Origin of the sequence: Pseudomonas machongensis, from assembly GCF_034961125.1 — a bacterium.
GTDB classification, from domain to species: Bacteria; Pseudomonadota; Gammaproteobacteria; order Pseudomonadales; family Pseudomonadaceae; genus Aquipseudomonas; species Aquipseudomonas machongensis.
On the sequence record NZ_JAYFUI010000141.1, the window covers coordinates 1 to 11012 of the forward strand.

The window sequence follows — 11012 nt, forward strand, 5'->3', positions numbered from 1 at the left end:
AACACGAGACCACCCATTTCGTCGCCGTGTTCGCCGACATCTCCAGCCTCAAGCACGCCCAGGCCAAGCTCGACTACCAGGCCCACCACGACCCGCTCACCGGCCTGCCCAACCGCACCCTGTTCGAGAGCCGCCTGCAGGCTGCCCTCACCTGCGCCCAGGCCTCCAGCCGCCAAGGCGCCGTGCTGTTCCTCGACCTCGACCGCTTCAAGCACATCAACGACAGCCTCGGCCACCCGGTCGGCGACCTCTTGCTTAAAGGCATCGCTCAACGCCTGAAAGAGCAGGTGCGCGATGTCGACACCGTCGCCCGCCTGGGCGGCGACGAATTCATCATCCTCTTGCCCGGCCTGCATCGCCCAAGCGACGCCAGCGCCATCGCCAACAAGCTGCTGGCGTGTTTCCACGCCCCAGTTCAGGCCGGCGAGCACGAGTTCTTCACCAGTGCCAGCATCGGTATCAGTCTGTACCCGCAGGACGGCACCGACGTCGCCACATTGATCCGCAACGCCGACGCCGCGATGTACCGCTCCAAGGCCAAGGGCCGCAACCGCGTCGAAAGCTACACCCTCGACCTCACTGCCCAAGCCAGCGAACGTATTTTCCTCGAGCATGAGCTGCGCCGCGCCATCGAACGCAACGAACTGAGCCTGTACTACCAACCCAAGTTCAGCCTCAAGACCCAGGGGTTGGTCGGTGCCGAGGCGCTGATCCGCTGGAACCACCCGACCTTCGGCGAAGTACCACCGGAGCAGTTCATTCACCTGGCCGAAGAGAACGGCAGCATCCTCCAGCTCGGCGACTGGGTGCTGGAGCAGGCCTGCCGGCAGATGCACACCTGGAAGCGCACCTATCAAGCATTCGGCCCACTGTCGATCAACCTCGCGGGCGCTCAATTACGCCAGCCCAGCCTGACCCGACGTATCGAACACCTGCTCAAGACCTTCCACCTCAAGGCCGGAGACCTGCAGCTGGAAATCACCGAGAACTTCATCATGAGCCAGGCCGAAGAAGCCCTGGCCATCCTGCATCAACTCAAGCACCTGGGTGTGCAACTGGCGATCGACGATTTCGGCACCGGCTACTCCTCGCTGAGCTACCTGAAGCGCCTGCCGCTGGACATCCTCAAGATCGACCAGTCGTTTATCCGCGGCCTGCCCGACGATCCCCACGACGCCGCCATCGCCCGCGCCATCATTGCCCTGGGCCGCAGCATGCAGTTGACCATCATCGCCGAAGGCGTGGAGAACCAGGCCCAGCAACGTTTCCTGGCCGCTGAGGGGTGCGAACAGATCCAGGGCTACATCGTCAGCCTGCCCCTACCCGCCGACGAGTTCGCCGCCACCTTTCTTCGTATAGCACTATCGGATCTTTCAGATGGCACCCTTAGCAAACCCTCGTTATAATCCGGCCGACCTCTGGGGCCTATAGCTCAGTTGGTTAGAGCAGAGGACTCATAATCCTTTGGTCCACGGTTCGAGTCCGTGTGGGCCCACCACCTTCAAAGCCGCGCACTGCGCGGCTTTGGCATTTCTAGTGGATGTAAAAAACCGCTCTGGGCCCGTATCAAATATCTGGCGGTGTCCACAAAACGTCCACTTACTTAAACCGTTCAAGACTTGCGATCGCGCGGCGCAGGCTGGATGAGCGCTCAGCAGCTCTGAGTGCGCTCCATGCGGTTCGAACGAAGGTGGCCATGTGAATGTTGTAGCCCAATCCAATCTTGGCACTTGAGCTCTTGCTGGGGAGCATTTCCTCTCTGAGGATTCTTTTTTTGCATTTGGTGACTAGGCCCAGCAGGGACTGCTTGGGATCTTGGAGCTCGTCTGGAGATGGAGGGATTTTCGCAGCGCTAACCTCCGCGAATTCGCTCCATGCTGCATGGTCAGCTAACACCCAAGCTTCAGCTTCTCTAACCGCAAGCCGGAGAAGAAGATTCTCATGAGGATCATCTGGCAACCAAGAGTTCCTCTGCGCCACGACACATGGGTTCTGATCACCATCTGCGATCATTAGCACCGGCATATGGGGAGCAAGTTTATTAAGAGATGGTATTTTTTCCTTAAGCTTCCCAAATCCGCCTGTAACTATTTCCGATGAAATTGAGGAGCCGGGGCAAACCTGTTGAAGAATAGCCCTTCCCAACTCACAGCATAACTGGTCCTCTCCCACAAGAAGAAAAACCGGCATTAGAATAGACCCAATTGATCAATGCCTTTTGGTCTCGCCTTAGGCAACATTACTTCTGCAGGCGTCAAGCCGGCATCCATCATTAGCGTCTCTTCGCTACTTGCCAACCGAGCAGTAGTCCCCTCAACTCCCGGCTCAAGAAGTACAATAGATCGACTATTTATCGGGTTTTCTAGAAGAGCTTCACTATGGGTCGTAATAAGAACTTGACGATTGATTTGCCTTTGGCGCTTCAGAACCCGTTCAATCATGAGCGGAATATGGGAAACAATTGAATCATTCAAGGATAACTCAGGCTCCTCAAGGAGAAGCAAAGTAGTACTCTCCTGAAGCATCCAAAGCAAACCAATTAGCCTCAACGTACCATCTGAAAACTGGTCCTCCTTCTGCCAAGCCCCGTTACTTCTCCAGTGCTGATAAGACGCCATAAGATGGGGCTGGCCTGTAGTCTTATCCAGCTCAAACTTCAACTCTTTGAATTGGGGAACTGCAATCTCTAAAGCGGTTTCGATCCGACGTAGCTTTGCATCGCGAGTCTTGGCTGGTGTCTTGGCAATTCGTTGAAGCAGCCCCTGGCCGAAAGGATCGCCCTCTAACGTTCTACCTACAATGTCCGCATACTTAAGAAGCTGCGGAACCAAGTGCAAATAAGTAACTTCTTGGAAAAATTCAGCAACAGGACGAAAGTCAAGATTGGAGTTGATCTGTTCCAAAGCTGTCTGCGTTAGTCGGGCGTCGTCCTTTCGGTCGAACTTATCCGGCCTATCTAAAACCACAACACCATTATGAGTCACAACCTCTTTACTAATAAGAATCCGTTGCGCACCTTTCCCCTCAGGTTTGAATCCCAATGAATAAGTCCATACTACCGGACCACCCTCTTCGTCACTCAGCTCAAATTCAATGAGTACTTCGTTGTCAGTTCTAGCCTGCAAGCAACGAAGCTTTTTTATTCCATCTCGATCTTCAATTGCTTTCTGCAGCCCACCACCAGCCGGTTTAGAGATATCTCTGATGAACCGAAACACATCCAAAAGATTCGACTTACCTGTAGCATTCGCACCAATAATGTATGTCCGAACACCTAGCGGAACCTCAATCTTCCGAAAATTCCGCCAATTCTTCAGCGTAAGCTTTGTTATTATCAATTTTCAGCTCCATCATTTTTTAGGGACTTAGCCAGCGGATTCAAATCGACAACCTCACGCATATGGCCCGGACTAAAATGTGCATATTTTTGGGTCATAGCTAGACTCGCATGCCCCAGAACTCTTTGGAGAGTCAAAATATCGCCTCCGTTCATCATGTAGTGGCTAGCAAATGTATGGCGTAGCACGTGGGTCATCTGACCCTCCGGAAGCTCAAGACCGACCCGCTCTACAGCTTTCCTGAAAATGTCGTAGCCCGGTTTAAACGGAAGAGCGCCCTGCAACCTTGCTTGAAGGTTAGCTGAAATAGGCACCGTGCGATTCTTACTGGACTTCGTTTTACTGTAATGGATCAAGCAGTTGCGGACCTGTCGGGGTTGCAGGCTCTCAGCTTCTCCCCATCTAGCACCAGTGGACAGGCAGATCTCCGCGATCAATCTTGCGCCGTCCTCCTCCCCGCCTAAAGCCGTGAGCAAAGGCAATATCTGATCGCCATCGAGATAGGCCATCTCCACTTCATCAAATTTGAGCTTCCGCACCTTCACCAGAGGATTTTCACCGGACCACTCCCCCATTCGCTCAAGCTCATTAAACATCGCTCGCAGGTAGGCCAGCTCGTGGTTGAGCATATTCGCGCTGATCGGCTTGGCCGTGCCTGACTTCTTGCTGAAGCCACGACCTGGTGTACTCCTGGCGTGTTTTCCTTCAGCCCTCTCCGCACGGTATGCGGCGAAATGATTGGAAGTAAACTTGCGGACCTTGGGGTCCCCCATCCGCTCAGCCATAGCGAGCAACAGGCGTTCACGCTCCTCTCCCGTTTTCAGGTTCTGTCCGTGTAGTCGGTACCAGAGTCGTACTAAATCACTCAGGCGACGCTCGTCCAGCTTCGGCTGCTTCTTGAACTCACCCTTCGAACCTTCACCCATTATCCGCCGTTCAAGGTGCATGGCCTCGTTCTTCGAAGCCACCTTGCGCCGAATCCGGGGCCCTGAGCGGCCTTCTGGCCGGCAATCAATCAGCCACTGTCCATCGTCCAGCTTCTTGATCGTCATGGGTTACTCCGGACTTACTTGATCGCAGCTGGGCGCCGTCTCCCCGGTGGTAAGCCAGAGGGCGTACTTCTTGAACTGGGGATGGTTGGCCACCTTCAGGAATGGCGCTACCCCCATCTCAGTGATACCCGCCTCGTACTTCTTCCAAGTGCTGATGCTGAACCCCAGCAGCTCGCAGAATTCCCCCTGCGTCAGTCCTTCCCTTGACCGTATGGCTTTCATCTTCGCTGGCAGATCCACAGCTTCATCCTCTCTTGACAGGTTCCAATATTGGAACCATCATGGTTCCAACTTTGGAACTTTGATCCCCAATATCCCGCGAGAGGTTAACAGAATGCAGATCACCATCGACACGCCCTACGTCACCGTCGGCGAGTACGCCAGGCGCTCGGGACAGTCGGATTCGGCTATCCGCCGCGAGATCGAGCTGGGTCGTTACATCATTCGACCCAAGGTCGAAGGCTCGAAGTCGGCAGTGCTGATCAACTTGGTTCACCTCGCAATGGAAGCGGCTGAGCAATCTGAACGTGTTCGCAAAGCAGCCCAGCAGTAAGGACAGGCAATGAGCGCACGAATTTCCCCCGAGCAGTTCGACCGAATCTATCTGGACGAGGTGATCCCCGAGCTGCAGAACGACCCTGAGCTGGGCTTCCAGCCGAAGGATGAGAGCCAGGAGTACTTCAACAAGGGCGCGTGCCCGGGCTGTGGCGAGCGCACGGTTTACATCAGCAAGCTCAAGCCCTACCAGCTCAAGTGCAACCGGCTGAACCAGTGCGGCTACGAAGAGAAGACCCGTGATCGATACCGCCACCTGTTCGAGAACCTGAGCGACCGCTTTCCCTCGACGCCAGAGAACCCCAACGCGACTGCCGATGCCTACCTGCAGCGTAGTCGTGGCTTCGATATCGCTCGGATTTCCGGTTGGTACGACCAAGAGCGGCGCCTGATGGCCGATGGCTCGTATGCAGCGACCGTTCGGTTCCCGCTGTGCGATGGTTACTGGGAACGCATCATCGATGCGGCCGCTGTAGCCGCCAACAAAGGTGACAAGGCAGGCATCCGCAAAGGGATGAAATACAAGGGCCAAGGCTGGGAGCCCAAGGGCCAGGCCTACGAGAAGGACGACCAGGTCTTCGTCGTGGAGGGCATCTTCCACGCAATCGCTTTGTGGCTCGCTGGGTACAAGGCGATCGCCGCCATTAGTTGCAACAACTTCCCCTGGCAGATCATCGAGGCAAACCAGGGCAAGGGCATACGCTGGGTGATTGCCCTGGATGACGATACGGCGGGTCATGAGGTAATCCCCAAGTATCGGGATCGCCTGGTCAAGATGAAGGAATTCTGCCAGGTCGCGCTCGCCGGCACTCGGGACTGGGACGACGTTTATCGCGATGGCCAGCTGGAGGATCTGTTCATCCAGGAAGCGCTCTACCAAGGCCAGTTGTTCTGTGCCAGCACGGCGATGAAGAAGGCCTACCTGCTGTATACCCGGCGTCAGCTTTCCTTTTTCCTGGTCGAGTTCGGACGGTGCCTGTTCTCGGCCCGCGTGAGCACGCCTGAGCTGCAGAAGGATCTGGACGACATTCCCCGCAAGCCCGGCGAAGAGCCAACCGGATATTTCACGCAGTTTTCAAAGCACACCAAGCTCAACCAGGTCGCCAACTGCGTGCCACGCTTCGAGTACCTGGAGCGCGACGCGATCAGCGGCGAACAGCGCTACTTCTTCCAGTTCGAATTCCCGAATCGCCGGCTGAACTGCAAGGAGCCTTTGCCGCCCAGCGCAATCACCGAGCCACGCGGCTTCGCGAAGGCACTCCTGGAGCGAACGCCAGGAGGCATGTTCGAGGGCGGTGAAAAGGTGCTGGGGATGCTCAAGAGCGAATGGCTGCGCGACCCCAACGTGGTCCGCACATTGCCCTTCGTTGGCTACGACGAAGCGACCGGGGCCTACTGCTACCCAACCTTCGGCTTCTACAAAGGCAAGGCAATCCAGGTCAACGAACACGGCTTTCTGGACATCAAAGGCCACGGACTCAAGACCTCAGCCCGCAGCTATCCAATGCACCGCGGGGAATCGTTCGATGCGTCCTGGTTCGCTGACTTCAAGTCTGTGTTCGGCCACAACGGCTTGGCCAGCCTGGCCTGGTGGACCGGCTCGCTTTTCGCTGAGCAGATCCGCGCAGTGCAGCAAGGCTGGGCTTTTTTGGAGCTGACCGGCGCCGCCGGCGCGGGCAAGTCCACGCTGCTGCGCTTTCTCTGGCGGCTGGTGGGCCGCAAAAACGAAGAAGGCATCAAGCCCAGCGGTTCGGGTGCGTCCGCCATCGGCCTGCTGCGATCGCTGTCAGCGGTCAGCAACCTGCCTGTCGTACTGCTCGAGTCGGACAAAGAAACTACCGACGCCATGGGGCGGACCGTGATCGTCCAGTATAACTGGGACGAGATTAAGTCGCTGTTCGACCAGAACGCCAAGCTCCGTGTCACTGGCGTGAAGACGGGGAACAGCGACACGGATGCCCTGATTTTCCGTGGCTCGATCTGCATTTCGCAGAACACCATGGTGGAAGGCTCCGACGCGATCATCACCCGGATTGTCTACCTGCACATGACGTGCGACCACCACACCGATGCGCTCAAGGTCGTTGCCGATCGGCTCAAGACGATGCCGGTCGACCAACTGAGTGGCTACCTGCACGCGGTGCTTTGTCAGGAAAGCGCCTGGCTGGAGCGCTATTTCGGCGCGTACCCGGAATGCGAACGCCGCTTCATGGCACTGGGTGGAGTGAATCATGCGCGGATCATTCAAACCCACGCCCAGGTGCTTGCTGCAGCCAAAGCCACCCAGGCGCTCTTTCCAGGCTGGTCCGATCGAGAAGTTGAAGCGCTGGCCAAACATCTGGAAGCACGCGCCCTGGATCGTGAGCAAACCAGGACAGCAGAAAACAAGACTGCCGCGCAGTTCTGGCAGGCCTACCACTACCTCAACGAACAGGTCGTGACGATTGAGGACGCTGACGGCCGTCGCCAAGAAACCCGCGAGACCCTGAACCACAGCTCGGACAAAGGCCTGATCGCCATCAACATCCAGCACTTCCAGTCAGCGTGTCGCGCCGCCGGCCTTGAAGCGCTGCCGACCGTCCTTCTGCAGAAAGGACTGAAACAGAGCCGTACACACACCTTCCTCGAAGCGCGGAAATGCCACTCCCGCATCGAGCAGCGATCCCTGAACTGCTGGATCTTCAAGAAGAACGGATGACCCCGTGCGAGCGGGATGGACTCTCCGATTGAGGGGGGCGTGCGGCGGCTCGGGGATTTGTGAGTAGTCCCTTAGAGCGTCTGGAATATCTAGAAGGAATAGGAATACACCAATGAATACAAAGAGTTACGAGGCATCAGCAAACCCCATACCACTGGAAGGCGCTGGAAGGTTTTGGTCGGTCGTTCCTTCCACTTCCTTCCACCAACCTTCCACCTATAAAGCTTTTTCGCGAACCCGCTGTAACCCGCGCGCCACGCGGCCCGCAGGCCTACCACGCGATCTACACCTTCCACCTCCTTCCACCACAGGTGGAAGGACAGAAAAAATCTTCAGCCCAGCAATCACGCGGGCTTGAGGCTCCACAGTCGGAACTCCTTCCGGATATTCCAGACGTGCAAGGGGCATACGCGCCGCAAAGGAAGTTTTTGGGCGGGAAACCGCTCCCCAACTGCCGCAAGGCAACCCAAGGAGAAACACGATGCAAACCAACAATCGCACCCTGGCCACCGTCATCGCCGGAGCCCAGGCCCACCAGCAGCAACAGCCAATCATCGCCCTTGCTGGCACACAAGCACTTTACCGCTTGGTGCCGATCGCCCTGCGCAACAGCAACCAGAGCCGCGTCCTGGGGCGTTTCCTGCTCGGGGTCTACAACGGCGAGGACTTCCCCTTTGAGCTCAGTGCATTGCGCAGCTTGGACCTGGCTCTGTTCGAGGACTGTTTGAAGGTGCTGATGATGGACTACACCCCCGACCTTGAGGTGCACGAACGCATCCAGGGCGGCAGCCAGATCTGGCAGCAGCTCATTGAGAAATGGGCACCGGAGTCTTTGGAATGAACGTGACGTACACCGTAGACGGCCAGGCCGGCGAATTACCGATGCCGGGGCCGTACCTGCTGGTAGCTAAGCCCGAAGACTTGGCGGAACTGGTGGCGAGCATCCACTGGCGCGCACAACCCATCCCGCCGCCGTGCTGCACGGTTCACTTGAAAAGTGTGGATGGTTTGGACCTGGGAGAGTTTGAAGTCAGGAGCGTGGTACGCCCGATATTTACCGCCAAGGCAGTAAGCCAGGGCTGAAAGAGACGGTGCCAAGGAGTTGCACCTCCCTGGCACCAACCACCGAAACAAGGAGAAGAAACATGCGAGTACCAACCCCAAGCGGCAGCGGTTCGAAGGCTACCACATCGTCGCGTCACCTGCAGGCCGTCGCCACGGTCGGCGGTGCGCTGATCGGGTTCCTGGTCATGAAGACACCCGCAGCCCGCGAACAGCTTGAAAGCGTGGCATCAGCCGCATGCCGACAAGGCGACTTGTCTGCACAGGATGCCGCCATGGTGAGCCAGCTGCTGGCCACTCACCCCCGTACGATTATGAACTGAAGGACAGGACACCATGCTCAAACCCGTTATCAATTCGCGCAACGCACCCAAGTTCGTCATCCGCCTGCCTGATGGCATGCGTGACCAGATCGGGGAGGTGGCTCGCAACAACAAACGAAGCATGAACTCCGAGATCATCAGCCGCCTGGAACGATCCCTGGCGGCCGACAACCTGGATACCGTGCTACCGGACGCACTTGTCGTCTATCTGCCCAACCTACTGCTTGCTGAGATCGACGGCCAGGCCAGGTTGAACGAGCGGTCCACAAACGCCGAAGTAACCTACAGGCTCAAGCGATCGGTCACCATGGAGCAACTGTGCGACGAACAGGCGAGGATGATCGGGATCCTGCAACGGCGCCTTGAGGAGCTGGAACACCAGCTGCAGACGAAGGAGGCTGCGTGATGTTGATCGACGGCAACCTGGTGGCGGTGACAGACATCGAGATCGAGGAGGCGCGCCGCCAGTTGGCGCTACCTACAGACTTTCTCTTGGTGCAGGCAACTCAGCAGCTTTATCACAATCCTGGTAACGGCATGATCGTGATAACAATGCCCGCTGACATGTTCGTTGTAGGATTCGAAAACAGATCAGGTGAGTTGAAATTTGGTGTAGTACAAATCAACTCTTTGAAACATAAAGTTGAACGCAAGTAATTTGACTTTGTTTAAACAATAAAAATGGGCGCCTAGTGCGCCCATTTTTTGGTTTCATGAAAGGTTATCCACAGTCTTATTTTTCGCGACTATCAAGATATGAATCTCACAACGAAGCTAGGAACTCAATACATATAAAATTCTTGACTGCCAACAAATTGACAAACAAAATATTGGCTATGTGCCATTGAGAAAAACGGAGTTCATACATGACACACCCAGCGCCGTGCCTCAACCAGCTCGCAGACGACATCGAAAGCCATGGCAATATGCTTGCCCTGTTGACTTCAATGAGCGATGCGGACTTATCTACACGAGGACGCATTGGTCTGATTCAACTGTCGTCAAGCGTGATAAAGGATTTCGAAGATATCGAGAAACGATTTCAGACTTACCGGGCGTCATTGAATCCAAGCTGCTGAAACAGCTCGTCCCTCTTGGACTTGCTCATTCCAACGAGACGGTCGAAGACAAAGCGATCCATCATTTGCTCAGACGGCCGCAGAGTATGCGAGAAGGTTAAGTGCGATACCCATCGGTGCCCACAATCTAGACAATCGCAGTAGAGGCTAACAAATTCGTTAGAGATATCATTCCTGGACGATATCCGGCCTTTGCCACCGCACTCCTTGCAATAAACTCGCATACTCACCCCGGTTCCAGTTCTGGCACTATTTTGCCACAAAAGCAGCGCCGTTAGCTGTCCTACAGATTATGAGCAAGATCCTTCTGGTAATTTCCAGCTAACGCGCCTGTCCTCTCGCAGCACCTCATTAACCTGATCGAACAACTGACAGATGGGTCTGATCTCGTTATTGGTATAAACCCGATCAATCTTCTCGATGTCTCCGAATCCGCCAGAATTTTCTGGAATGATTCCAGCCAGTGCGGGGTTCATTCGCCAGGCTGCGATGATATCGTTCCTGGTAATGTTCTTGACCTTCTCCAGCTCGTCCTTCGCCTGGAAGTCACCAACAGGAATAATCTTGATCGCGTTTTCCGCCCCGCCAGGTATGTTCACGAACATCGATCGGAAGTTTCCCACCCCTTTACTTGCGCTGATTTGCGCTTGTAGCTTTTCCTCATCCTCCTCGGATAGGTTGGGGTCGTTGGTGTAGAAGATGTAGCCCGCGTGCGCACCATTGCTGTAGTACCGCCGGCGGAACAGCGTCGCCGCTTCGTTGAGCAGCAGCGCCTGCAGGCCGCCCAGATAGTCGGGGATGCCATAAATATTCTGCTCAACGTCATAGTCCTTGATGTGGACGATCTCGTCCTGGTTGTACTCCTCCTCCTGCCCGTTCTGTAGCAGCATCACGAAGCCGCCATC

Annotated in this window: 13 protein-coding genes, 1 tRNA gene and 1 pseudogene; 9 read left to right on the forward strand and 6 right to left on the reverse strand. The window is 55.9% G+C overall.

Features of this window, described 5'->3' with window-relative positions:
• On the forward strand, positions 1 to 1406 hold a 1406-nt coding region (locus tag VA602_RS14410), incomplete at its 5' end, for a putative bifunctional diguanylate cyclase/phosphodiesterase (protein ID WP_323453543.1).
• A gap of 15 nt (positions 1407 to 1421) precedes the next feature.
• Positions 1422 to 1498, forward strand: a tRNA-Ile gene (locus tag VA602_RS14415).
• Between the two features lie 101 nt (positions 1499 to 1599).
• Here the strand turns inward: VA602_RS14415 and VA602_RS14420 are convergent.
• From VA602_RS14420 to VA602_RS14435, 4 genes are read right to left on the reverse strand one after another with little or no spacing between them, the layout of a single operon-like run.
• Positions 1600 to 2190, reverse strand: a complete 591-nt coding sequence (locus VA602_RS14420) for a hypothetical protein (protein ID WP_323453544.1) — start codon at positions 2188 to 2190, stop codon at positions 1600 to 1602.
• Positions 2190 to 3338, reverse strand: coding sequence for an AAA family ATPase (locus VA602_RS14425; RefSeq protein ID WP_323453545.1), 1149 nt, complete (start codon positions 3336 to 3338; stop codon positions 2190 to 2192). The genes VA602_RS14420 and VA602_RS14425 overlap by 1 nt, the downstream gene beginning before the upstream one ends.
• Positions 3335 to 4390: a phage integrase gene (locus VA602_RS14430; RefSeq protein WP_323453546.1), complete on the reverse strand. Its 1056-nt coding sequence runs from the start codon at positions 4388 to 4390 to the stop codon at positions 3335 to 3337. Before VA602_RS14430 ends, VA602_RS14425 begins: the two co-directional genes overlap by 4 nt.
• 3 nt (positions 4391 to 4393) lie before the next feature.
• Positions 4394 to 4612 (reverse strand): helix-turn-helix domain-containing protein, encoded by a 219-nt coding sequence (locus VA602_RS14435; RefSeq protein WP_323453553.1) that lies wholly within the window; start codon positions 4610 to 4612, stop codon positions 4394 to 4396.
• Positions 4613 to 4724: 112 nt separating this feature from the next.
• Here VA602_RS14435 and VA602_RS14440 point away from each other — a divergent pair, with 112 nt between their 5' ends.
• The 7 genes and pseudogenes from VA602_RS14440 to VA602_RS14470 all read left to right on the forward strand — a co-directional run bounded on the left by VA602_RS14440 (position 4725) and on the right by VA602_RS14470 (position 9685).
• Positions 4725 to 4943, forward strand: coding sequence for a hypothetical protein (locus VA602_RS14440; protein WP_323453547.1), 219 nt, complete (start codon positions 4725 to 4727; stop codon positions 4941 to 4943).
• Between the two features lie 9 nt (positions 4944 to 4952).
• The gene (locus VA602_RS14445) at positions 4953 to 7643 is read left to right on the forward strand and encodes a toprim domain-containing protein (protein ID WP_323453548.1); all 2691 of its coding nucleotides are present in this window, start codon (positions 4953 to 4955) and stop codon (positions 7641 to 7643) included.
• 481 nt (positions 7644 to 8124) lie between these two features.
• Positions 8125 to 8484 (forward strand): DUF7673 family protein, encoded by a 360-nt coding sequence (locus VA602_RS14450; protein WP_323453549.1) that lies wholly within the window; start codon positions 8125 to 8127, stop codon positions 8482 to 8484.
• Complete coding sequence (locus VA602_RS14455) at positions 8481 to 8726, forward strand: hypothetical protein (RefSeq protein WP_200602849.1); 246 nt, start codon at positions 8481 to 8483, stop codon at positions 8724 to 8726. Before VA602_RS14450 ends, VA602_RS14455 begins: the two co-directional genes overlap by 4 nt.
• A 62-nt stretch (positions 8727 to 8788) precedes the next feature.
• On the forward strand, positions 8789 to 9028 hold the full coding sequence (locus VA602_RS14460) for a hypothetical protein (protein WP_323453550.1): 240 nt from the start codon (positions 8789 to 8791) through the stop codon (positions 9026 to 9028).
• A gap of 13 nt (positions 9029 to 9041) precedes the next feature.
• A pseudogene (locus tag VA602_RS26815) lies at positions 9042 to 9308 on the forward strand (Arc family DNA-binding protein); the annotation flags it as partial.
• A gap of 125 nt (positions 9309 to 9433) precedes the next feature.
• Entirely contained in the window at positions 9434 to 9685 is a 252-nt protein-coding gene (locus VA602_RS14470; RefSeq protein WP_323453551.1) for a hypothetical protein, read from the forward strand.
• A 391-nt stretch (positions 9686 to 10076) separates the two neighbouring features.
• On the opposite strand, the gene VA602_RS14475 is transcribed toward VA602_RS14470, so the two are convergent.
• Positions 10077 to 10331, reverse strand: coding sequence for an ogr/Delta-like zinc finger family protein (locus VA602_RS14475; RefSeq protein WP_323453554.1), 255 nt, complete (start codon positions 10329 to 10331; stop codon positions 10077 to 10079).
• 66 nt (positions 10332 to 10397) lie between these two features.
• Positions 10398 to 11012: phage portal protein (locus tag VA602_RS14480; RefSeq protein WP_323453552.1), on the reverse strand; the 615-nt coding region annotated here is incomplete at its 5' end.

Bases quoted from the DNA above. Each gene is read 5' to 3' on its own strand.
- VA602_RS14430 (WP_323453546.1), bottom strand. From the start codon at position 4,390: ATGACGATCAAGAAGCTGGACGATGGACAGTGGCTGATTGATTGCCGG.
- VA602_RS14455 (WP_200602849.1), top strand. From the start codon at position 8,481: ATGAACGTGACGTACACCGTAGACGGCCAGGCCGGCGAATTACCGATG.
- VA602_RS14445 (WP_323453548.1), top strand. From the start codon at position 4,953: ATGAGCGCACGAATTTCCCCCGAGCAGTTCGACCGAATCTATCTGGAC.
- VA602_RS14435 (WP_323453553.1), bottom strand. From the start codon at position 4,612: ATGAAAGCCATACGGTCAAGGGAAGGACTGACGCAGGGGGAATTCTGC.
- VA602_RS14440 (WP_323453547.1), top strand. From the start codon at position 4,725: ATGCAGATCACCATCGACACGCCCTACGTCACCGTCGGCGAGTACGCC.
- VA602_RS14470 (WP_323453551.1), top strand. From the start codon at position 9,434: ATGTTGATCGACGGCAACCTGGTGGCGGTGACAGACATCGAGATCGAG.
- VA602_RS14475 (WP_323453554.1), bottom strand. From the start codon at position 10,331: ATGCGAGTTTATTGCAAGGAGTGCGGTGGCAAAGGCCGGATATCGTCC.
- VA602_RS14420 (WP_323453544.1), bottom strand. From the start codon at position 2,190: ATGCCGGTTTTTCTTCTTGTGGGAGAGGACCAGTTATGCTGTGAGTTG.
- VA602_RS14450 (WP_323453549.1), top strand. From the start codon at position 8,125: ATGCAAACCAACAATCGCACCCTGGCCACCGTCATCGCCGGAGCCCAG.
- VA602_RS14460 (WP_323453550.1), top strand. From the start codon at position 8,789: ATGCGAGTACCAACCCCAAGCGGCAGCGGTTCGAAGGCTACCACATCG.